The sequence below is a fragment of the Flexivirga sp. G2 genome, from assembly GCF_055397625.1.
The window spans coordinates 1,811,367-1,833,025 of the sequence record NZ_AP039675.1 but is presented as its reverse complement, the minus strand read 5'-3'; the positions used below and the strand labels follow the sequence as shown (position 1 = coordinate 1,833,025).

The window sequence follows — 21,659 nt, the reverse complement described above, 5'->3', positions numbered from 1 at the left end:
CGACTTCGTGAGTTCACTCGTTGCCCGCCGCCGGCACCCGGCAGCGATAGCGATCGTGTTGCTTCTCGGCCTCATCATCACCGGTGGCCTCTACGCCGCACTCGCGCCCAAGAACGCTGACGCTGCCAGCAGCAGCACGCAGGCCGCATCGGCCGGTCACAAGCTCTTCTTGTCCAACTGCGCCAGCTGCCACGGCCTGAACGGTGCCGGCGGCGACGGTGGCCCGTCGCTCGTGGGCGTCGGCGCAGCTGCCGTCGACTTCCAGGTCGGCACCGGCCGTATGCCGCTGGCGAATCCCGGTGTCCAGGCCGAGCGCGGCACCCCGCAGTTCGACGCCAAGGAGACCTCCCAGCTCTCGGCATACGTCGCTTCCCTCGGCGAGGGTCCGTCGGTGCCCAGTTCGAGCCTGACCAGTGGCGGCGGTGACATCGCCAAGGGTGGCGAGCTGTTCCGCGTCAACTGCGCCATGTGCCACAACTTCGCCGGTTCCGGCGGTGCCCTGACCCGTGGCAAGTTCGCGCCGAACCTCATGGACGTGTCCGGCAAGCACATCTACGAAGCGATGCTGACCGGCCCGCAGTCGATGCCGGTCTTCAACAACTCCAACCTGACCCCCCAGGACAAGAAGGACATCATCTCCTTCCTGCAGAACGTCAAGGCCGAGTCCAGCCCCGGCGGCTGGAGCATGGGCAACCTCGGCCCGGTGCCGGAGGGTCTGTTCGCCTGGACCATCGGCATCGGTCTGCTGATCCTGATCGCCGTCTGGCTCGGTAAGAAGGCCGCGTGATGAGTGACGACAATGAAACTTCGATCTCCCACACGAACCACAAGGAGACGACCGTGAGCCATGACGAGTCCGGCCACGCGGTCGCGACCCGTGGCGACCACGCCCACCCCGAGGTGTTCGAGAACCCCGGGCTGCCGGCACACGTTCACCGCCAGGGTGACCACGACGAGGCCGCGGCACGCCGCAGCGAGCGGCAGGTCGCCTCGCTGTTCGGTCTGTCGATGCTCGCGACGGTGCTGTTCGTCGTCGCCTACGCCGTCATCGGCAAGGACGACAACGTCACCCTCCCCATCCTCGGCAAGGTGCACGCGCTGCACGTCGCCCTGGGTGTGACGCTGGCGGTGTCACTGCTCGGCATCGGTCTCGGCGCGGTCCACTGGGCCAAGACGCTCATGTCCGACGAGGAGGTCGTCGAGGAGCGCCATACGCTGCGGTCCGACGACGAGTCCCGCGCCGGTTTCGTCGAGGTCATGTCGGATGGTGCGGAGTCCTCGCAGATCAACCGCCGTCCGCTGATCAAGTACAGCCTGGGTGGCGCGCTCGGCCTCTTCGCGGTGCCGCTCGGCCTGCAGCTGGTCGGTGGCCTCGGTCCGTTCAAGAACGACGTCGAGGATCTGCGTACCACGCTCTGGGACACCCAGGTTCCGGTCATCGGTGCCGACGGCAAGCCGGAGATGAAGAACGGCAAGCCCGTGACCCGCCCCCGCCGCCTGGTGCGCGACCCCGACGGCACGGCGATCCGCCTGTCGGACGTCACCCTCGGTTCGGTCTTCCACGTCCTGCCCGAGGGCATCAACGACACCGAGAACCCGAGCAACGAGAAGGTCAAGGCGGCAGTCATCCTGATCTCGTTGCAGGAGAACCTCATCAAGAGCAGCCGCGAACGCGACTGGGGCCAGGGCGGCGTCGTGGCGTTCTCCAAGATCTGCACCCACGTCGGGTGCTCGGTCGGCCTGTACGAGCAGACGACGCACCACCTGCTGTGCCCGTGCCACCAGTCGACCTTCGACGTCACCGACGACTGCAAGGTCATCTTCGGCCCGGCGAAACGTCCGCTGCCGCAGCTGAAGATCTCCGTTGACGACAATGGATACCTGTATGCACCGCACGGCTTCGACGAGCCGGTCGGACCGAGCTTCTGGGAGCGTGGCTGATGAGCGAGCAGGCAAGCGAGCACACAACGGCCCGCAGCACAGCTGACGCGCTGCGCGCGGACGACAAGAAGGAAGCCCCCGCCGCAGCCGGCGGAGGTCCGGTCGGCGCCGTCGCCAACTGGGTCGACGAGCGCACCGGCGCCGCCAAGGGCGTGCGCTACCTGATGAAGAAGGTCTTCCCGGACCACTGGTCGTTCATGCTGGGTGAGATCGCGATGTACTCGCTGGTCATCCTGCTGATCAGCGGTACCTTCCTGACCTTCTGGTTCGTCCCGAGCATGGGCGAGACGACATACAACGGCTCCTACGTGCCGCTCAAGGGCATGCAGATGAGTGAGGCGTTCGCCTCGACGGTGAACATCTCGATGGACGTCAAGGGCGGTCTGCTGATCCGGCAGATCCACCACTGGTCCGCGCTGATCTTCGTGGTGTCGATCGCCCTGCACATGTTCCGCGTGTTCTTCACCGGCGCGTTCCGCAAGCCGCGTGAGATCAACTGGATCATCGGTCTGCTGCTCGCGATGCTCGCCATGGTCGAGGGCTTCCTCGGCTACTCACTGCCGGACGACCTGCTCTCCGGCACCGGTATCCGCGCCATGCAGGGCTTCATCCTGTCGATCCCGGTGATCGGCACCTACATGAGCTACATCCTCTTCGGCGGCGGGTTCCCGGGGCACGACATCATTCCGCGGTTCTTCACGATCCACGTGTTGCTGCTGCCGGCAATCCTGGTCGGCCTGTTCACTGCTCACATCATCCTGGTGATGGTGCACAAGCACACCCAGTACCCCGGGCCCGGCCGGACCAACAAGAACGTCGTCGGCTTCCCGATGATGCCGGTCTACGCAGCCAAGGCCGGTGGCTTCTTCTTCATCGTCTTCGGCGTCACCACGCTGATCGCCGGGCTGGTCTCGATCAACCCGATCTGGATGTACGGCCCGTACGAACCCACGATGATCACCGCCGGCTCGCAACCGGACTGGTACATGGGCTTCGCCGACGGTGCGCTCCGACTGTTGCCCGGCTTCCTGGAGTTCAACCTCTTCGGGAAGACGTGGAGCTTCAACATCATGATCGGCGCGATCCTGATGATCCCGATCCTGTGGACCATCATGGGCCTCTACCCGTTCATCGAGAAGTGGGTCACCGGCGACAACGAGGAGCACCACATCCTCGACCGCCCGCGCAACCGCCCGACCCGTACCGGTCTCGGTATGGCGGCGATCACCTTCTACGGCATCCTCTTCGCGGCGTGTGGCAACGACATCATCGCGATCAAGTTCAACCTGTCGATCAACGACATCACCCGCTCGTTCCAGATCGGGCTGATCATCATGCCGATCATCGTCTTCTGGGTGGTCAAGCGGATGTGCCTGTCGTTGCAGCGTGCGGACCGCGACCTGGTGCTGCACGGCCGCGAGAGCGGTCGCCTGGTGCGGACCAACAAGGGTCGCTTCTTCGAGGCGCACGAGGAGCTCAACGAGTTCGACCGGTGGCCGTTGGTCGCCTACGACTCCCCCGCTCCGGTGGAGCTGACGTCCGAGACCGACAGCAACGGCGTACACCGCAAGGGTGCCCGCAAGGACCGGATGCGTGCGCGCCTGTCGCACTACTACTTCAAGGACCGGGTCGAACCCGTCACCCCGATGGAGTTGGCGTCGGCGCACCACGACGGCCATGCCGCCGAGGAGATCGAGTCGCACCCGGACGAGGCGGAGTCCGGTCACATGCACGGTGGTGCGGAGGAGATCGGGGCGGCGCACGCCTACGGTCACCCCACGCCGCACGACAAGCAGGACTGACCGGACCCGAACGACAACAGGCAGCCCTCCCCCGGGACGGCTCACGCCACATCGAGAGGCCCACTCGCACATGCCGTGCGGGTGGGCTTCTCGGCATATCCAGAACTGCTCGTAGGCTGTTGGCTCCCCCACCGATCGGAGCCAGTGGATGGCCATCGCCATGAGTCGCGAAGAGTTCGAGAACGCGGCAGCCGACGCCTTCGACACGATTCCGCAGGAACTTCTCGACCGGTTGGACAACGTGGCCATCACGGTCGAGGACGAACCCGAGCCCGGCAGCGCCCCCGGCCTGCTCGGTCTGTATGTCGGAGTGCCCCTCACCCAGCGGGACTCGAGTTACGGGATCGGCAACCTGCCGGACCGGATCTACATCTACCGTGGGCCCCTCACCCGCTACTGCCACACGCGTGACCAGCTGCTGCACCAGATCCGGGTGACCGTGCTGCACGAGATCGGCCATCACTTCGGCATCAGTGACGAGCGACTGCACGAACTCGGCTGGGGCTAGCCTCTCCCCTGCCGGCCCGGGTCCGACCGGGCGCGGACATGACACTCGTCGCCGGTGAGTTCGATCCTCTGCAGGTCCGGGGGTACGCCAGAGCCGCAGCTGGGATGTCGATGTCCCAGCTGCGGCTCTGCGGTCGATTGCTCTGTGCGTCAGCGCGTGGCAGCGGTGAAGGGTTTGAGTCCGGCCGGGGTGCCGAGGCCGGTCGGTCCGTCCCAGCCCTTGGCGGAGTCGCACAGGTTGTTGCGGTAGCCCAGCGCACGGCACAGTCCGACGCCGGCGTTCGTGCCGATGGTCACGTCGTGGAATGCCGAAGCCGATGCGGCATACACGGTGTTGGGTCCGACGACGGCCCTGTTCCGTGGCGCGCGAGCGTAGAGGCCGGCGAGGAACGGTGACGAGGCGCTGGTGCCGCCGACCACGATGAAGCCGTAGGGCATCCCGCTGAATGGCGCGTAACTGTCGTAGACCGCGACCCCACTGTAGGGGTCGGCAACCGCGGAGATATCGCTCGCCGCCCGGTGGCCGCCACAGACCTTGCTGACGCTGGACGGTTGTCCCACTGCCGCCTTGAGGTCCTGGGTGCAGCCGCTGCCTGCGCCGTTCCAGGCCACTTCCCGGTAGCCACGCTTGGTCGTCTTGTCGACATACAGCGAGGTCCCACCCGCCGACGTGACGGTGCGCAGACTTTGCGGCCATTGGCCCTCGTCGGCCAGGAAGCCGTCGTCACCGGAGGAGGACACGACCGCCATCCCCGGTTGGTTCATCAATGCCGCGACGGTCCCCTTGTCCGAGTAGGAGTCGGTTGGGTAGCCGTAGCTGATGCTGACCGCGGCCGCCCCCAGTTTCTTGGCCGTGGCTACGCCGGTGGCGAAGTGCAGAATCGCGTTGTGGGTTTGCTTCGTGGTGCCGTAGAACCCGTCTTGCAGCGGCACCTGCATCGAGATGATGTGGCACTTCGGGCACGCGGCCGAGGCCATGTCCACATCGAGCGCGGTCTCGACCGCGATCTGTTCCTCACCGAACTGGTTGTCGTCGCCCGTGGCGGGTTTGTATGGCGCCCCACCCCGGTAGTTGACCTGCTTGAAGCACCCGTTGGCCTTGGTGCAGGACGGCAGGTGGTATGCCGATCGGTAGATCGCCAGATCGGATTCCAACGTGGGGTACGCGCCGGCTCCGATCACCACGATCGTCCCGGTTCTCGAGGACGCCGAGGTGAGCCCGTACGCCGTCTGCAGTTCCTTGGCGCCATAGCCGATGGGTGGCGCCACAGTCATCGGCCCGATCGTGGAGGCCCTCGACTGCCTGATCGGCAGGTTCGACCGTTTCGACATCGTCAGCATCTCGGCTTGGCATCGCAGCCGATGTGCGGCGCACACGTTCGTCTTCCCCGCGGTGCGCACCAGGGTCCCGTTCCGCAACGCGGTACGCAGCGACTGCGCCTGTGATGTGCTCGGCCCGTCCGATCCCGGCCCGCCCGACCCGGGCGCGGCTGCGGACGCCGGCCCGGCCACCAGCCCCACTGCCGCTACCGAAGCCGCCGCCATCGTGGCCATCAAACGTCGTTTCATGACTTCCCCCTTCGCGAGCGGCCCAGCAGACCACTCACTGACGCAGCCGCAACCATTGCGGCGCGTAAATCAACCGGGCTGCGGCGCCACGAGAACGCCGAGCCCGCACCCTGCAGACCGAGGTTCACACGATCAGCAAAGGGCACGCACAGGCGTACCGCAGAACGCGCGTCCTGGGCAAGACAAACCGCCGATATTGCAGGATCCCTCGCACGTATCGAAGCGACTGCGCGTAACAGCGCCACCACCTGCGCGTGCGATCGAGTGGCATCGTGCTCAGCCTCAAACCTGTCCGTGGAGCCGGCGCCACAGCCGTCACAACGTCTGCACCACACCGACGGACGATCAGCTACGGGGTCAGCGCGTGGTCGACCGAGCCGTCGACCTGAGATGCTCGGTTCATGAGGATGCGAATGCCGCAGGGATCGCGTCGGCGACGTCTCGCACAGGCGATGGGCTTGTTGTTCAACGACGATGGGACCTGGGGACCGCTGCACCTGAGAACCGCGAGCGGTGCACGGATGCTGTCCGCCGATGGCTCACTGGCTGATCAGCTTCGGGGACGCACCTTCTTGTCCGAAGAGGTGACCGGTCGCGACCTGGTGCGCGAGACCACCATCGAGATCAGGTTCGGCACCGACGGCCAATTACACGTCTCCGCAGGCTGCAATCTCATGTCCGGCCCGGTGCGCTGGGACGGTCCCCGGCTGTCGGTCAGCCACTTGGGGGCTACCGAAATGGCCTGCGACCAGCCACTCATGGACCAGGACGCGTGGTTCGCGACCTTGCTTCAGTCGGGCCTGGACGCCGCCCTAGACGGTGACACACTCACACTGGCGGGCCGGGAAGAGAGACTGCAATTCGTCGACCGCGTGACTGCTGACCCGGACCGGCCCCTGGAGAGCACCACCTGGACACTGGACAGTGTCATCATCGGGACCGGACCAACCTGCGCATGGTCACCCGTGCCGGAAGACCTGTCCGCCATCCTGTTGATTGCGGAGGGTCGAATCCATTTCTGTGACGGTCGCAAAGACTACAACGGTGCGGTGACGGTCACGACCGACACGGTGCAGGTTCGAGGCGACGTCGCCAGCAGCCCGACCGACTCAGAATCGGCCACTGCGGAGCCGACCGACATGTCGGTGCTCACCGAGGACTTCCACGACCAAATCACCGCTCGCCAGCTGATCGTGACAGGGGCAAGCGACACGGGGCTGGTATTCGTTGCTGCCAACGAGGACAGCACGGCGACTGGGTAGGGATCGTCCATCGAGCCAACTCACGGCACGCAGGGTTCGCTCGTTCGCCGCTAGCGCACGAACCCGTCTCGATGGCGATCCGCGATCGGGGCGACGCGTCGGTGGTTCCGCCTACTGTGCTTGGTGTCTGCGAACGACGTGGTGGGAGGAACGAAGAGATGGGTCGGACACGCAATGTGCCAGAGATTGTCTCTGCAGCTCAGTGGCTTGCTGCACGCAAGGACTTACTGAGGAAGGAAAAGGAACTTACCCGACGACGCGACGAACTGGCGGTTGAGCGCCGCAGGCTGCCGATGATGCGAGTCGAGAAGGATTACCGCTTCCGCGGGCCAACGGGCGAGACCTCGCTGCTCGAACTGTTCGACGACCGTGAGCAGCTCGTGATGCACCACTTCATGTTCGGCCCCGAATGGTCGGCCGGTTGCCCGAGTTGTTCTTCTGCAGCCGATCAGATCGGCAATCCGCGACAGCTGCGGGCCCGCAATACCAATCTGGTGGCGGTGTCGCGCGCCCCCTTCGAGAAGATCGACGCATACCGGCAACGCATGGGATGGACTTTCCCGTGGTACTCATCGTTCGGCAGCGACTTCAACTACGACTTCCACGCCACCCTCGACGATCGGGTGGCGCCAGTGCTGCTTCATTTCCGTGATCAGGAGGAACTTGCCGTTCACGGAACACCCTGGACCGGGGGTCCCTGGACTTCCGATATGAACGGCACCGAACTGCCGGGCCTCAGCGCGTTTCTGCGGGTTGATGACGATGTGTTTCTCACGTACTCGACGTTCGGGCGGGGCATCGAGGAATTCCACAACGGCTACCCCTACCTCGACCTGACCGCACTGGGCCGGCAAGAAGACGGTGAACAACCGGAGGGCCGCGCGGTGCCGCTCGGACGTCAAGTCGGCGGCCCCGGCCTACGCTTGCCCGACGAGTACGAATGAACGGCAGCCGATGTCAGCAGTGTCGAACTGCATCGGACTGTCGATGCATACCCTTGGATAGTGGTCACACACTTTCACGTCTCCTCGGTGCGCAACCGCGAGTCGATCAGTAGGCACGGTCTCGACTGGCGCCGGATGGGCGCCGCGCCCGGCATTGCGGGAAGTACGCAACCCGAAGAACCTGGCTCCTTCCTCGTCGATGACGAATCCGGCGTCGAGTGGTTTGTGCGAATGAACAACACGGGAGGCTCCGTCGATGTCTGGGAAGTCAGCGGCGTCGACGCGCGCGAATTGGTCGAGTCGTCAGAGGGTGGTTACTCGTACCTGCCAGCAATCATCCCGAGCCGACAACTACGCCTCATCAAACGAGACCTGCCTCCGATCGCGCCCTAACTCCGCAAGACAACAGTCTCTTCAGCGTTGCCGCGGCGGGATCAGCCGATCGGCGCACCCATGTATTGGTGACGAGCACGGAGGAGTCATGGAACTCGCACAGCAAGACAGAAACGAGATCACTGACCTCATCAACCTGCATGCCCACCTGCTCGACTCCGGGGAACTGGACCGGGCCGGTGAGCTGTTCACGTCGGACGTGGTCTACGACGTGACCGACTTCGGGTTCGGCACCGTGAACGGGCGGACCGCGCTCCGCGAGTACTTGCTCAAGCTGGGCGATGCGAACCCTGTCGGCCACCATGTCACCAACATCGTGATCACCCAGATCGATGAAGACACGGCGCGCGTCCGATCCAAGGTGCTCGGTGTGAGCGCTACTGGGACAGTCCGCAGCGTCGTCTACGACGACATCCTCACGAGACAGGTCAGCGGTTGGAGCATCAGCCATCGAACCGTGACGCTGCGCCGGACCCCGCTCGGTTAGCGGTACTGATCGTTGGCCGGGCCCCATGAGGAACCGACAACGCGAAAGCGGCCCGCCATACGCGATGCGTATGGCGGGCCGCTTCGGGATGACTCAGATGGAGTGCTCTCCGTGGAAGTACTCGAAGACCCAGCCGACGGCTGCCAGCGCGACGAGCGGGAAGGCCAGCATGACCAGCCACCAGCCGACCGCGAGGCCGAGCGCGATCAGCGCGCAGGCGCCACCGAGGAACAGCGGCCACCAGGAGTGCGGGCTGAAGAAGCCGTAGTCACCTTCGACGTCACTCTGCTCACCGAGCGGGTCGTCGTCCGGTCGCAGGTCGATCTTGCGACCGGTCCACCACAGGAAGCCGGCGATCAGGGCGCACAGACCCGCGGACAGGTAGAGTCCGACCGCACCGACCGGCTCCTCCCAGTGCGTGAAGATGCCGTAGATGGTGCCCATGATCGCCATGAACACGACCAGGATCGCGAACAGCTTGTATTCGACCTTCATGGCGAGCCTCACTCACCCTTTCCGGGCTGGTCGCCCATGAATGCCTGATCGCCACGATCCGCCGGACCCGCCAACTGCGCGAGGGTGTCCTCGGACGCCGTGACCGTCCAGGACGCAGCCTCCGGGTGGTGCAGGTCGAAGGCCGGCCGCTCGGAACGGATCCGCGGGATCGAGTCGAAGTTGTGCCGCGGGGGCGGGCACGACGTGGCCCACTCCAGCGAACCGCCGTAGCCCCACGGGTCGTCGACCTCGACCATCGGCGCGGTGCGCCAGGTCTTCCAGACGTTGTAGATGAACGGCAGCATCGAGATACCGAGGATGAAGGCGCCCACGGACGAGATGTCGTTCATCCACTGGAAGTCGTCCGCCGGCAGGTAGTCGGCGTAGCGACGCGGCATACCCTTCACGCCCAGCCAGTGCTGGATGAGGAAGGTGGTGTGGAAGCCGATGAACAGCAGCCAGAAGTGCAGCTTGCCGAGCTTCTCGTCCAGCATCCGGCCGGTCAGCTTCGGCCACCAGAAGTACCAGCCGGCGAACATCGCGAACACCACGGTGCCGAACACCACGTAGTGGAAGTGCGCCACCACGAAGTAGGAGTCGGTGAGGTTGAAGTCCAGTGCGGGGCTGGCCAGGATGATGCCGGTCAGACCACCGAAGAGGAACGTCACCAGGAAGCCGATCGCCCAGAGCATGGGCGTCTCGAAGGTCAGCGAGCCGCCATACATCGTGCCGACCCAGTTGACGAACTTCACGCCGGTCGGGACCGCGATGAGCATGGTCATGATCGCGAAGAACGGCAGCAGCACCTGGCCGGTGGCGTACATGTGGTGCGCCCAGACGCTGACCGACAGGGCCGCGATCGAGATGGTCGCGAAGACCAGGGTCTTGTAACCGAAGATCGGCTTCCGCGAGAAGACCGGCAGGATCTCGGAGATGATGCCGAAGAACGGCAACGCGATGATGTAGACCTCCGGGTGCCCGAAGAACCAGAACATGTGCTCCCAGAGCATTGCGCCGGCGGTCTGCGGGTCGAAGACGTGCGCACCCATGATGCGGTCGGCACCGAGCCCGAACAGCGCGGCCGCGAGCACCGGGAAGACCACGAGCACCAGGATCGAGGTGATCAGGACACCCCAGGTGAAGATCGGCATCCGGAACATCGTCATACCGGGTGCGCGCATGCACACGATGGTGGTGATGAAGTTGACCGAGCCGAGGATGGTGCCGAAACCGGCGAGCGCGAGTCCGAAGACCCACAGGTTGCCGCCGACGCCCGGGCTGTATGTCGCGTTGGACAGCGGCGCATAGGCGAACCAGCCGAATGCCGCCGCACCCTGCGGGGTGATGAAACCGGCGCTGGCGATCAGACCACCGAAGAGGTAGAGCCAGTAGGCGAACATGTTGAGCCGCGGGAACGCCACGTCGGGCGAACCGATCTGCAGCGGCATGATCGCATTGGCGAAACCGGCGAACAGCGGCGTCGCGAAGAGCAACAGCATGATCGTGCCGTGCATCGTGAACAGCTGGTTGAACTGCTCCGGGTTGTCGACGATCTGCAGGCCGGGTGAGACGAGCTCGGCGCGGATCATCAGCGCGAGCACACCACCGACGAGGAAGAACGCGAACGAGGTGATGAAGTAGAGGTTGCCGATGACCTTGTGGTCCGTCGCGGTGATCCACTTGACGAACGTCCGCCCGGGATGGCGGGTGCGAACCCGAACCGCCGAGCGCGAGTCACCGGTGTCGCCCGAGTCCCCGACGCGTGGGGTGGCGATGCTGGCCATTACTTCGCTCCTTCGGTGACGATGTCAGAGCTTTTGACGCCAGCGGGCAGGTACTGCTGGTCCTTGGCCTCGATCGTCGAGGTTTCGCGAACGAGTGCGTTGGACAGGAAGCCGACGTTGCCCTTGTTGCGCAGCTGCTGCATCTTCTTCTGGTAGTTGGCCTGGCTGACGACCTTGACGTTGAAGAGCATCTGGGAGTGGTAGGCGCCGCAGAGCTCGGCGCACTTGCCCTGGTAGGTGCCGATCTCGGTCGGCGTGACGTCGAACCTGTTGACCTTGCCGGGGATCATGTCCATCTTCTGCAGGAACTGGATCACCCAGAACGAGTGGATGACGTCGCGCGAGGTGAGGACGAACTCGACCTTCTTGTTGACCGGCAGGTAGAGGGTCGGGATGGTGCTCTCCGGGTTCGGCGCGCTCATGTCGGCCTGGACACCGGCGTCATAGACCTTGGAGTCGACGTAGTTGAAGTCCCAGGACCACTGCTTGCCGACGACGTTGACCGTCAGGTCCGGCTTCTGGCTGGTGTCGAGCATCTTGTTCTCGAGCTCGACGGTCTTGCCGAAGAAGACCGCGACCATGAAGATCGGCACGACCGTGAAGAGGATCTCGATCGGGACGTTGTAGGCCAGCTGCGGCGGGAGACCGACGTCGGTCTTCTTCCGCCGGAATCGGATCATGCAGTAGACGATCATCGCCCACGTGATCACACCGACGACGAGCGCCCAGACCCAGCTGGCCACCCAGAAGTCGGTGATCTGCTTACTGAGGCTGGTGACGCCCTTGGGTAGGTAACCGCGCTTCTCCACGGGAGTGCAGCCGGTCAGCAACATTGCGCTGACGGCGATCAGACCTCCGAAGGCGACCTTGCTGCGCCGCCGTCGCCCAGGGGACTGGGAACGGCGCGCGGATTCCACGAGGGGTTTGTCAGATCCGGGCACAGGCAGACTCTATCCCAGGCGTATTCGAAGTCGACGTCAGGGCAGGCCTGTTCAAGGCATCAATTCGACTGGCACAACGCCCAACTCGACGAAAACGTGCCCGAGGCCGCGCAGCGCGCCAGCAGGGGCTGGTGCCGACTCCCCCGGCGTGGCCGGTTCCGGGTTCGTCGAACCGTCAACCGACGGCCGGATCGGGGCCCGGATCGTCCTGTGGCTCCCCCAGCAGATCGTCGTGTGAGTCGTCCTGTGGGTCGTCGTCCCAGCACGGCGGCAACGGCGCCCCGGCGGCGAGCCGGACCCGACGCAGGTAGTCGCGCCGCGGGACCTCGCGCACCCCAAGGGTCGCCAGGTGCTCCGTCTGCCACTGCACGTCGATCAACCGCCGGCCGTCACCGTCCCCGAAGACGAGCTCGGTCAGCCCCCAGACGGCGACCTTCCCGGCGTCGGTCACCCGGTGGAACATCGACTCCGCCGCGAAGAGGCCACCGGTGCACACGCCATACAGTCCGCCGGCGAGCCGGCCCTCGGCGTCCCATGCCTCGACGGAGTGCGCCCAGCCCAGCCGGTGCAGTTGCTCGTATGCCGCCCTGACCTCGGGCGTGATCCACCGACCCGGCCGGGTCCGGTCGGCACAACCGTCGACGACCGCCTCGAACGCGGTGTTGTACGTGACGTGGAAGCGGTGCCTGGTCCGACGTAGCGACCGCGACACGTGGAAGTCGCCGGGCAGCAGGACCCCGCGGCGCACCGGCGACCACCAGCCGATCGGCCGACGGCCGTCGTCACCGATGCCCATCGGGAACATGCCGGCGCGGTATGCCGCCAGCAGCGTGCCGGGTTGCAGGTCGGCGCCGACCGCGATGAGGTCCTGCGTGACGTCGTCCTGCTGCTGCTCGTCGAGGTTCCACCGGCTCGGGGCGGGCTCCACGGGCACGGCGGGCTTCCTCGGTCCGGTGGCTCAGCCGCGCGGGCAGCTCAGCAGTGGTTCGACGGTGGCGGCGGTCTTGTCGCCGTAGGACTCACCGAGGCGGGCCAGGAAGTCGTCCTTGCGCAGGATGTACTCCTGGGTGCCGACCGTCTCCAGCACGTAGGTCGCCAGCATCGAGCCGACCTCGGCGCAGGTACGCAGATCCAGCTCCCAGGTCAGCCCGGCGAGGAATCCGGCACGGAAGGCGTCGCCGACGCCGGTCGGGTCGAGGCGTCGCACCTCGCGGGCGACGGGCACCTCGATGGGTTCCTCGCCGCGGCGCAGGATGACGGCACCGTCCTTGCCCTTGGTGATGACGCGGGTGCCGACCTGTTCCAGGATCTCGTCGGCCGACCAGCCCGTCTTCTGCTCGGTCATGTGGGCTTCGTACTCGTTGGTGAAGAGGTAGTCGGCGCCGCTGATCAGGTCGCGGATGAACGGCCCGTCGGCGAAGGCGAGCTGCTGGCTCGGGTCCGCGATGAACGGTATGCCGCGCTGCCGGCACTCCACGGTGTGCCGGCGCATGCCCTCCGGGTCGGACGGGCCGACCATCACCATGTCGAGGCCACCGACCCGGCGGGCGACCGGCTCGAGCTCGATCTCCCGCGCCTCGCTCATCGCGCCGGCGTAGAAGGTCGCGATCTGGGCCATGTCGTCGTCGGTGGTGCAGACGAACCGCGCGGTGTGCTTGGTCTCGGAGACGTAGACCGACTCGCAGTCGACCCCGTGCCGCTCCAGCCAGGACCGGTAGTCCGCGAAGTCCTCACCGACCGCGTCGACGAGGAGCGGGTGCAGTCCGAGGTTCGCCATACCGAAGCAGATGTTGGCCGCCACTCCCCCGCGCCGGATCTGCAGATCCTCGGCAAGGAACGACAACGACAGCTTGTCGAGTTGTTCGACGACGAGCGAGTCGGCGAACCGTCCCTGGAACGTCATCAGGTGATCGGTGGCGATGGATCCGGTCACGGCAATCTTCATGGGGACCAACCTATGACAGCGCTCCGGTCACCGGTGACCCGCCGCCGGTGCGTCCCGACAACTGGTCCGACGCGGCGGCACGCAGGTCCCTAGACTCCGCCTCATGACCGACGCCGTTGCCGCACTGCAGGCCGCCGTCCGACGCCGCACGGTGGCCGGCGCAGATCGTGACGATGCGGAGTTCGAGGGTCTGCACGCGGACCTGCGATCCCACTTCCCACTGCTGTTCCAGGCGTGCGAGCAGGTCGAGCTGCCCGATCACGCGCTGCTGCTGCGCTGGAAGGGCAACGGAGAAGCCGCGGCGGACCGGCCCATCGTGTTGATGGCTCACCAGGACGTCGTACCGGTGAATCCACGCGACGACTGGAAGCACCCGGCATACGACGGGCAGGTCGTGGACGGCGTGATCTGGGGGCGCGGCACCCTCGACTGCAAGGGGTCGCTGGTCGCGATCTGCGCTGCCGTCGAGGAGCTGCTCGCCGAGGACTTCTCGCCGGCGCAGGACGTCTGGCTGTCGTTCGGCGCCGACGAGGAGGTGCACGGTGTCACGGCGACCGCGGCCGTCGCGGCGCTGCGGGACCGTGGTGTCGACCCGTGGCTCGTCCTCGACGAGGGCGGTATGGCGGTCAGCGGCGCGTTCCCCGGAGCGTGGGCGCCGCTCGCGGTCATCGGCCTGACGGAGAAGGGCGTCGTCGAGCTGGAACTCGTCGCGCGGGCGGAGGGCGGTCACGCGTCGATGCCGCCCAGGAACAGCGCTCCCGCGAAGCTTGCCCGGGCGATCCTGGCGCTGGAGAAGCACCCGGCGCCGGCTCAGCTGCCGGAGCCGACCTTGGAGATGCTGCAGCGTCTCGCCCCGCATGTCAGTGGACCGCTGGGGACGGTCGTGGGTCGCGCCGGAACGCTGCGCAGACCACTGGCGAAGGTGTTCGCCCGCATGGGACCGACGACCGCCGCGATGACCCGGACGACCTACGCGATCACCGAGCTACGCGGCGCTCCGGCCAACAACGTGCTGGCCTCCACGGCGAGCGCCGGTGTCAACATGCGGGTCGCGGTCACCGAGACCGCGGACGAGGCGGTGGAGCGCGTGCGAAGCCTGGTCGGTGACGACATCGAGGTGATCGTGCACAACTCCTACGACCCGAGCCCGGTCGCCGATCTGGGCGACGCATTCAAGCTGCTGGAGACCACGACTCGTGACGTCATGCCGGACGTGGTGCCCGTCCCGTATGTCGTGATGGCTGCCACCGACGCCCGGCACTTCCAGCAGGTGTGGCACAACTGCTACCGCTTCAACCCGTTCCGGATGAACGAGGCACAGCGGCAGAGTCTGCACAACGTCGACGAACATCTCGGCGTCGACTCGTACCTCGAAGGGATCCGCTGGTACCGCGCGCTCCTGCAGGCATTGTGATGACCACTCGGCCGGATCAAGGCGACCGATCGACAGATCTCGGGTGACAGCCAGAGACAAAGCGACCGAACGACGGGCCACGGCCTGGCGACAGCCCCGAAGAGCCGAGTGAACAACGAGCTGGGGCTCGGCGACAGCCCAGAACAGCGCGCCCGAACGACCACCCACGGCCTGGCAACAGCCACGACCAACCCAGCCCGAACGACAAGCGGACGGCCGCGGAGACGACGACCGGCATACGAAGGGGCCTTCGACGAACTCGTTCGTCGAAGGCCCCTTCGTATGCCGCGAGGAGTCGCAGCAGAAGGTTCAGCTGAAGCTGTCACCGCAGGCGCAGGAGCTGCCGGCGTTGGGGTTGTCGATGGTGAAGCCCTGCTTCTCGATGGTGTCGGCGAAGTCGATCGTGGCGCCGTCCAGGTAGGGGGCGCTCATCCGGTCGACGACGACCTCGACACCGTCGAAGTCACGGACCAGGTCACCGTCGAGCGTGCGCTCGTCGAAGTAGAGCTGGTAGATGAGGCCGGAGCAACCGCCGGGCTGAACGCCGACGCGCAGTCGCAGGTCGTCGCGGCCTTCTTGTTCGAGCAGGCTCTTGACCTTGGAGGCGGCGACGTCGGTGACGGCGACGTTGTGGGTCTCGGTGGTCGAGGAAGCGTTGGTGTCGACGCTCATTGCATCAAGTCCTTCTCGTTGCGGTCGAACGGGCGGTGTTCAGGGGCTGCAACACAGTCCTTGCCGTTCTTGTTCCCTTCCAGCGTACGACCTCTTCCTCAGGTCGCCGACCAGGTCCCCGCCACTCGGCGTGCCAACCGTTCCAGTGCCGCGCATTTGTCGGGGTCGGTCGCTCGTCGCACGCTGCGCGGATCGACGAGTGCGTAGGCCGCAGCGGCGCCCAGAGACATGGTTTCCCGTCGCCCTACTTCGACCTGCTCGGCGAGCACGATCGCCGGCGTGGCAGCGGCTGCGGCCGCTCGCACGACCGTCGCGACGGTGTCGTCCGCGAGACTGCGCCAGTCGAAAGTCTGCGTCGCGGCGATGACGAGGTCGGCTCCCGCGACATACTCCTCGAGCCCGACGGCCGTGGCGAAGAAGTCGGCACCGGGCACGAGGCGCGCTCCGAGGACTCCGAGGGCGAAGCCGACTCCCCCGCCGGCTCCGCTGCCGGGGTCCCGGTCCAACCGGTGCACCTTCCCGGTCAGCAGGTCCGTGCGCGGCGGCAGGACGCGTCGTACCCGGTCGGCGAACTCCCCGATCCGTGCCTCGTTGTCCTGAGCATGTTGTCTGCTCCAGCCGAGCGTCTCGACGGCGGCCGCGGAGGCGCCCTGCAGGCCGAGCAGTGCGATGTCCTCCTGGTATGCCGCGACGAGCTCCACGGAACGGGTGACCTCGGTCGCGCGCGGCAGGGCTACCGCGAGATCGTCGCTGCCCCCCAACGCACGGAGCAGACCCGCGCCGCCGTCGACCCCGGCAGCGTCGCCGACACCGACCACGATGCGTCGTACGCCGTCGGCGACCGCCGACGCGAGGGCGGACCCGAGCTCTGCGGAGTCGCCATCTGCGGTCAACGCCGCGCCGTCGAGATAGACGCAGTCGTCATGCTGCAACATCGAATCGCCCTGCGCCCCCGACGGATTCACGGGAAGGGAGTGCGACAACGCGTCGACGAATCCGGTCCCACCGGACGAGAACGGCACGGTGACCACGTCAGCGTCGGGCTGACGGGCCCGCCAACCCTGGCCGATCGCGGCGGTGATGTCGGCGGCCGGGACCTCGCCCCACTGGTCGCTACAGATCAGAACGCGCACGCCGACTCACTCTCCGTCACGGCACCATTCTGTTCGATGGGCGTTGCGCCACCCTCACGGCCTCAGGCCAACGCCATCGCGAAAATGGCCACCGGCGCCGAAAGCGTTCCGACGACGAGTAGGGCAACGAACGCGGCAATGCGACCGTGCGTCGCCTTGGTCACCGAAACCAGACCGAGCCCGAGCGCCGCCAGATAGAGAACGGGTATGACGACGGTGGCCGCGCCGGTGGTCCTGGTGTGACCGCCGCTCTCGAAGTCCTGGGCGACCGCGCCGTCGCCGAGCACGCTGAGGGAGAAGATCATCGCGAAGACCCACGCACCCCAGGCGCACAGAGTTGCCAGCAATCGCAGCTCGAGCCCGAAGGACTCGGTCGGGTCGGACAGTTCGACGGAGCGGGACGTTTTCATGCGTCTACCCTCACAAGGACTCGGCGGCGGTGGATGCGCACAGCTGCGTGGTGCAGTTGCGGACTTCTCCTCAGACGCCCAGCAGGAGCAAACGCGTTCCCCCTGCCAGGCAGCCGAGCGACACCAGAACCATCAGCGACCACCACACGGTGCCGGGCACGCGGGTGATGCGAGCAAGTTGATCGGGGTCGGAGTGCCGTGCGACTCCGGCATGCCGGCTGCGCTGCAGATCGAGCAAGGACCACGGTCCGGCAAGCAGGAGGAACCAGGCGATCAGTTGCGCCACCCCGGTCTGTGCCGTCCGGTCGAGCCACCAGGTCACGGCGAAGAGCGCCACACCGCTGACCAGGACGACCCACAGCCCGTACAGGTTGCGGATCTGCAGCAACAGCAAGGCAAGTGCGATGAGCAACAGCCAGAGAGCGGCAATGGCATGTCCACCATGGACACCGACCGCGAGCAGCAGACCGAGGACGGACGGCCCGACATACCCGGCGAGCAGGGTCAGGACCATGCCGACACCCGTCGGCCGACCACGGGAGACGGTGAGTCCCGAACTGTCCGAGTGCAGCCGTATGCCGGACAGGCGACGGCCCACCGCGAGCGCCGTGACTCCGTGGGCACCTTCGTGCACCACGGTCACGAGGTGCCGTGTCACGCGCCATACGGGAGCCCAGACGACGCACGTGACGGCGATGGCCGCCAGCAGCACCGTGACACGGACGTCGGGTGCCGGCGTCGACGCGGTCACCCGCTCCCACCAGTCACTCACACCGGCCGCAACGCCCGGACACGATGTTCGGTTCCATGCCGGTGCGCCTCACCCACGGGCGACGGTGTCCAGCCAGAGATCGGCGTACCGGCCTCCGTCGATGGCGAGCGCGACATCCACCATCGCGTCCGCTCGGCCGTGCGGGTCATGCGCCAGGTCACCGGACCAGTCCCGAACGTCCACGATCGTTCGACCGCGCGACCAGGTGCCGGCGAGTTCTACGCGCACCGGCAAGGACGTCGTGCCGATGCCGGCCGGGTCGATGACGGCGCAGACGGCACCGGCGTCACCGATCGTCGCCTGCTCGGACTCGAAGCGTTCACACTGGAATTCGATGAGTTCGCCGGCGAGGCGGGCAGCCGGACCCGCCCCCGAGGCGATCAGTTGCCGCGCTCGGGCGCGGCTCACGGTCGGCTCGTAGAAGACGTCGAGTCCGTACATCGTCACCGGTATGCCGCGCTCGGCGGCGGCGTCGAGCACGATCGCGGTCGCCTCCGCGTCGTGGAAGACGTTGAACTCGGCCGACGCCGTTGCGTTGCCACGTCTGGCCGCTCCGCCCATGAAGAGGATCCGGCCCACCGATCGCAACGCCTCCGGGTAGATGCGCGCGAGGAGTGCGATGTTCGTCATCGGTGCCGTCGGCACCAGCGTGACCTGCTCGGTGGAGGTCTCCAGCGTCTCCCGCAACAGCTCCACGGCGTGACGCGGATCCGGCTCGCGGGTCGTGTGCACCCACCCCAGGTCACCCATCCCGTCCTCGCCGTGCACGTGCCGCGCGTGCATCGGCCGCTCGATGAGCGGGCGCTGGGCGCCACGAGCAACAGGAACGTCCTCGCGACCGGCAATCTCCAGCACACCCAACGTGTTTCGGGTGACCTGGTCGACATCGGTGTTGCCGCTGACGCAGGTGACTGCCCGCAGGTGGAGGGCGGGATGAAGCGCTGCCAGGAGCAGTGCGCACGCATCGTCGACACCGGTGTCGACGTCCATGATGACCGGTATCTTCTGCACGGGTCGACGGTATCGCTGGAACCCGTGTCCGCAACGAACCATCGGAGCCTCATGATCCGAGGAAGGGCACTTCGATGAGCCGGTCGTGGTCTCGTAGAGTCGCGCAACTCGCGTTGGTTGCGGTCCTGGCAGCGATGGCTCTGCTGGTCGTGTCCCCACCGGCGATGGCCTGCGCCTGCGGCGGCGTCGTCAACCAGCCCGGTCGATCGACCACGGTCACCGGCGAGACCGCGTTGATCACTCAGCACGCCGGCCGGGAGACCATCGTGATGTCACTGTCGGCTCGATCGGATGCTGCACGTGCCGGGCTACTCGTCCCGACTCCGGCGCCTGCCACTCCGTCACTGGCCGACCGCGATGTCTTCACCGACCTCGACCGACAGACCGCGCCGAGACAGAAGGTCCGCCACCACTTCTTCGGCCCGCCGGTGATCTTCGGTGGCGACCACGATGATTCGACGGGCAATGCCGCAGGCGCAAAGGCACCCGGCGGTGTCCACGTGCTCGGCACGGTCGATCTGGGACCACTACAAGCGGTGAGCCTCACTGCGAACGACGCCGGTGACCTGCACTCGTGGCTGGCCAAGCGCGGCTTCGTGATGTCGCCGGAGTTCGAGTCACTGGTGACGCCATACCTCAAGCAGAGCTGGGCCTTCACGGCCATGACGTTGACCGCGGAAGGTAAGTCCCTGAACGGCGATCTACCCCCGGTCCGTCTCAACTTCGCCAGTGACCGGCTGGTCTATCCGATGCGGATGTCGCGTGGCGCGAAGGAGACCCAGCACGTCACGACCTACGTGCTCGCCGACCACCGCGTCAGGCGAACCGACCCGACTGCCACCCAAGGCCAGCTGAGCACGGAGTATGCCGCCCGCGTGCGGCCCTCGCTGGTGACGTCCGCGGACTTGAAGGCGCTGAGCGCCGGCCAGCCCTGGTTGACGGAAATCACCCAGACGCTCGACGAGCCGACCACCCAGGTGCGCAGCGACTTCAGCTTCGCCGCTGCTGCACACGACACTCCCGTGGTCTCCTACGACTACACCGACGAGTACTTCGTGCCCATCGATGTCGCGGTGCTGCTGGTGCTCGTCGTCGGGGGTCTCGCGGCGGGTGTGGTCCTGCTGGTGCGGCGTCAGCGTGCGAGCTGACCGTCGGCACCGACCGCCGGGTTGTTGGCCTGCGGCACTCGCTCGGCCGGGGCGATCTCACCGGGTGCGGTCCCCTCGCCGAACGGTGACCCGCCCAGCGAGGCACGATCGTGCGGGTCCATCCAGTTGGCCAGGTCTGGACCGAGCGGGACGATGCCGGTGGGGTTCACGTCGCGATGCACCTCGTAGTAGTGGTGCTTGATCTGAGAGAAGTCGACGGTGTCACCGAAACCCGGTGTCTGGAACAGATCTCGGGCATACGCCCACAGCACCGGGAATTCGTCCAGCTTCTGCCGATTGCACTTGAAGTGCCCGTGATAGACCGGATCGAACCGCACCAGCGTCGTGAACAGTCGGACGTCCGCACAGGTGATGTGCTCCCCCATCAGGTAACGCCGGTCGGCCAGCCGCGCCTCCAGCCAGTCGAGGGCGGTGAACAGCCGGTCGTATGCCGCGCCATACGCCTCCTGGGTGCCGGCGAAGCCGCACCGATAGACGCCGTTGTTGACCTCGGTGTAGATGCGCTTCATCACCGGTGCCATCTCGTCACGCAGTGCGACGGGCCACAGGTCCGGAGCGCCGTCGCGCTGGAACTCGGTCCACTCGGTGGCGAAATCCAGTGTCATCTGGGCGAATTCGTTGGTCACAACCTCACCGGTCGGCACGTCGACGATGGCCGGCACGGTGATGCCGCGCGGGTAGTCGGGGAAGCGCTTCTCGTAGGCGTCCTTCAGCCGGGGAATGCCCAGCACGGGGTCGAGACCACCCTCGTCGAGGTCGAAGGTCCAACTGTCGGAGTCGTGCGTCGGACCGCACAACCCGAGCGAGATGACGTCCTCGAGGCCGAGCAACCGCCGCACCATGATCGCGCGGCTCGCCCAGGGGCAAGCACGTGCTGCGACGAGCCGATAGCGACCGGGTTCGACCGGCCACCCGTCCGCTCCATCCTTCGTGATGCGGTCATTGATGTACCGCGTGTCGCGCTCGTATGACGGTTCGACGTAGCTGCCTTTTGCCATGGATGCGACG

At 66.4% G+C, this 21,659-nt stretch carries 22 protein-coding genes; 10 read left to right on the top strand and 12 right to left on the bottom strand.

Going from position 1 to position 21,659, the window contains the following annotated elements:
- Positions 1 to 7 precede the first annotated feature (7 nt).
- From qcrC to ACZ50J_RS08710, 4 genes are all read left to right on the top strand, one after another.
- On the top strand, positions 8 to 787 hold the full coding sequence (gene qcrC, locus ACZ50J_RS08725; protein ID WP_464300879.1) for a cytochrome bc1 complex diheme cytochrome c subunit: 780 nt from the start codon (positions 8 to 10) through the stop codon (positions 785 to 787).
- 53 nt (positions 788 to 840) lie between these two features.
- A complete protein-coding gene (qcrA, locus tag ACZ50J_RS08720) occupies positions 841 to 1,941 on the top strand; it encodes a cytochrome bc1 complex Rieske iron-sulfur subunit (protein ID WP_464300878.1) in 1,101 nt (366 codons plus the stop codon).
- The gene (gene qcrB / locus ACZ50J_RS08715) at positions 1,941 to 3,743 is read left to right on the top strand and encodes a cytochrome bc1 complex cytochrome b subunit (RefSeq protein ID WP_464300877.1); all 1,803 of its coding nucleotides are present in this window, start codon (positions 1,941 to 1,943) and stop codon (positions 3,741 to 3,743) included. The genes qcrA and qcrB overlap by 1 nt, the downstream gene beginning before the upstream one ends.
- Before the next feature lie 160 nt (positions 3,744 to 3,903).
- Positions 3,904 to 4,251 carry a metallopeptidase family protein gene (locus tag ACZ50J_RS08710; protein ID WP_464300876.1) on the top strand — a complete coding sequence of 116 codons (348 nt, stop codon included), beginning with the start codon at positions 3,904 to 3,906 and terminating at the stop codon, positions 4,249 to 4,251.
- Between the two features lie 149 nt (positions 4,252 to 4,400).
- Here the strand turns inward: ACZ50J_RS08710 and ACZ50J_RS08705 are convergent, their stop codons facing one another.
- Positions 4,401 to 5,819: a S53 family peptidase gene (locus tag ACZ50J_RS08705; protein WP_464300875.1), complete on the bottom strand. Its 1,419-nt coding sequence runs from the start codon at positions 5,817 to 5,819 to the stop codon at positions 4,401 to 4,403.
- Positions 5,820 to 6,340: 521 nt separating this feature from the next.
- Here ACZ50J_RS08705 and ACZ50J_RS08700 point away from each other — a divergent pair.
- From ACZ50J_RS08700 to ACZ50J_RS08685, 4 genes are all read left to right on the top strand, one after another.
- Positions 6,341 to 7,081 carry an META domain-containing protein gene (locus ACZ50J_RS08700; protein WP_464300874.1) on the top strand — a complete coding sequence of 247 codons (741 nt, stop codon included), beginning with the start codon at positions 6,341 to 6,343 and terminating at the stop codon, positions 7,079 to 7,081.
- 158 nt (positions 7,082 to 7,239) lie between these two features.
- Positions 7,240 to 8,025: a DUF899 domain-containing protein gene (locus ACZ50J_RS08695; protein WP_464300873.1), complete on the top strand. Its 786-nt coding sequence runs from the start codon at positions 7,240 to 7,242 to the stop codon at positions 8,023 to 8,025.
- An 87-nt stretch (positions 8,026 to 8,112) separates the two neighbouring features.
- The gene (locus ACZ50J_RS08690; RefSeq protein ID WP_464300872.1) at positions 8,113 to 8,418 is read left to right on the top strand and encodes a hypothetical protein; all 306 of its coding nucleotides are present in this window, start codon (positions 8,113 to 8,115) and stop codon (positions 8,416 to 8,418) included.
- Positions 8,419 to 8,506: 88 nt separating this feature from the next.
- Positions 8,507 to 8,905 (top strand): nuclear transport factor 2 family protein, encoded by a 399-nt coding sequence (locus ACZ50J_RS08685; RefSeq protein WP_464300871.1) that lies wholly within the window; start codon positions 8,507 to 8,509, stop codon positions 8,903 to 8,905.
- Positions 8,906 to 8,998: 93 nt separating this feature from the next.
- On the opposite strand, the gene ACZ50J_RS08680 is transcribed toward ACZ50J_RS08685, so the two are convergent.
- From ACZ50J_RS08680 to ACZ50J_RS08660, 5 genes are all read right to left on the bottom strand, one after another.
- Positions 8,999 to 9,400 carry a cytochrome c oxidase subunit 4 gene (locus ACZ50J_RS08680; protein ID WP_464300870.1) on the bottom strand — a complete coding sequence of 134 codons (402 nt, stop codon included), beginning with the start codon at positions 9,398 to 9,400 and terminating at the stop codon, positions 8,999 to 9,001.
- A gap of 8 nt (positions 9,401 to 9,408) precedes the next feature.
- Entirely contained in the window at positions 9,409 to 11,184 is a 1,776-nt protein-coding gene (gene ctaD / locus ACZ50J_RS08675) for an aa3-type cytochrome oxidase subunit I (RefSeq protein WP_464300869.1), read from the bottom strand.
- The gene (gene ctaC, locus ACZ50J_RS08670) at positions 11,184 to 12,125 is read right to left on the bottom strand and encodes an aa3-type cytochrome oxidase subunit II (RefSeq protein ID WP_464300868.1); all 942 of its coding nucleotides are present in this window, start codon (positions 12,123 to 12,125) and stop codon (positions 11,184 to 11,186) included. The genes ctaD and ctaC overlap by 1 nt, the downstream gene beginning before the upstream one ends.
- Before the next feature lie 175 nt (positions 12,126 to 12,300).
- Positions 12,301 to 13,059, bottom strand: coding sequence for a leucyl/phenylalanyl-tRNA--protein transferase (aat, locus tag ACZ50J_RS08665; RefSeq protein WP_464300867.1), 759 nt, complete (start codon positions 13,057 to 13,059; stop codon positions 12,301 to 12,303).
- A 24-nt stretch (positions 13,060 to 13,083) separates the two neighbouring features.
- Positions 13,084 to 14,070 (bottom strand): carbohydrate kinase family protein, encoded by a 987-nt coding sequence (locus ACZ50J_RS08660; RefSeq protein WP_464300866.1) that lies wholly within the window; start codon positions 14,068 to 14,070, stop codon positions 13,084 to 13,086.
- 103 nt (positions 14,071 to 14,173) lie between these two features.
- Here ACZ50J_RS08660 and ACZ50J_RS08655 point away from each other — a divergent pair, with 103 nt between their 5' ends.
- Entirely contained in the window at positions 14,174 to 15,484 is a 1,311-nt protein-coding gene (locus ACZ50J_RS08655) for a M20/M25/M40 family metallo-hydrolase (RefSeq protein WP_464300865.1), read from the top strand.
- Positions 15,485 to 15,793: 309 nt separating this feature from the next.
- On the opposite strand, the gene erpA is transcribed toward ACZ50J_RS08655, so the two are convergent.
- From erpA to ACZ50J_RS08630, 5 genes are all read right to left on the bottom strand, one after another.
- Positions 15,794 to 16,156 (bottom strand): iron-sulfur cluster insertion protein ErpA, encoded by a 363-nt coding sequence (gene erpA, locus ACZ50J_RS08650; protein ID WP_325550838.1) that lies wholly within the window; start codon positions 16,154 to 16,156, stop codon positions 15,794 to 15,796.
- A 98-nt stretch (positions 16,157 to 16,254) separates the two neighbouring features.
- Positions 16,255 to 17,289 carry a glycerate kinase gene (locus tag ACZ50J_RS08645; RefSeq protein ID WP_464300864.1) on the bottom strand — a complete coding sequence of 345 codons (1,035 nt, stop codon included), beginning with the start codon at positions 17,287 to 17,289 and terminating at the stop codon, positions 16,255 to 16,257.
- Between the two features lie 62 nt (positions 17,290 to 17,351).
- Positions 17,352 to 17,699, bottom strand: coding sequence for a hypothetical protein (locus tag ACZ50J_RS08640; protein ID WP_464300863.1), 348 nt, complete (start codon positions 17,697 to 17,699; stop codon positions 17,352 to 17,354).
- A gap of 70 nt (positions 17,700 to 17,769) precedes the next feature.
- On the bottom strand, positions 17,770 to 18,471 hold the full coding sequence (locus ACZ50J_RS08635) for a M50 family metallopeptidase (RefSeq protein ID WP_464300862.1): 702 nt from the start codon (positions 18,469 to 18,471) through the stop codon (positions 17,770 to 17,772).
- Positions 18,472 to 18,519: 48 nt separating this feature from the next.
- Entirely contained in the window at positions 18,520 to 19,482 is a 963-nt protein-coding gene (locus ACZ50J_RS08630) for a nucleoside hydrolase (protein WP_464300861.1), read from the bottom strand.
- A 74-nt stretch (positions 19,483 to 19,556) separates the two neighbouring features.
- On the opposite strand from ACZ50J_RS08630, the gene ACZ50J_RS08625 reads away from it, so the two are divergent.
- On the top strand, positions 19,557 to 20,630 hold the full coding sequence (locus ACZ50J_RS08625) for a DUF2330 domain-containing protein (RefSeq protein ID WP_464300860.1): 1,074 nt from the start codon (positions 19,557 to 19,559) through the stop codon (positions 20,628 to 20,630).
- Here the strand turns inward: ACZ50J_RS08625 and ACZ50J_RS08620 are convergent.
- The gene (locus tag ACZ50J_RS08620) at positions 20,615 to 21,649 is read right to left on the bottom strand and encodes a glutathione S-transferase family protein (RefSeq protein ID WP_464300859.1); all 1,035 of its coding nucleotides are present in this window, start codon (positions 21,647 to 21,649) and stop codon (positions 20,615 to 20,617) included. The genes ACZ50J_RS08625 and ACZ50J_RS08620 overlap by 16 nt on opposite strands.
- Positions 21,650 to 21,659 lie beyond the last annotated feature (10 nt).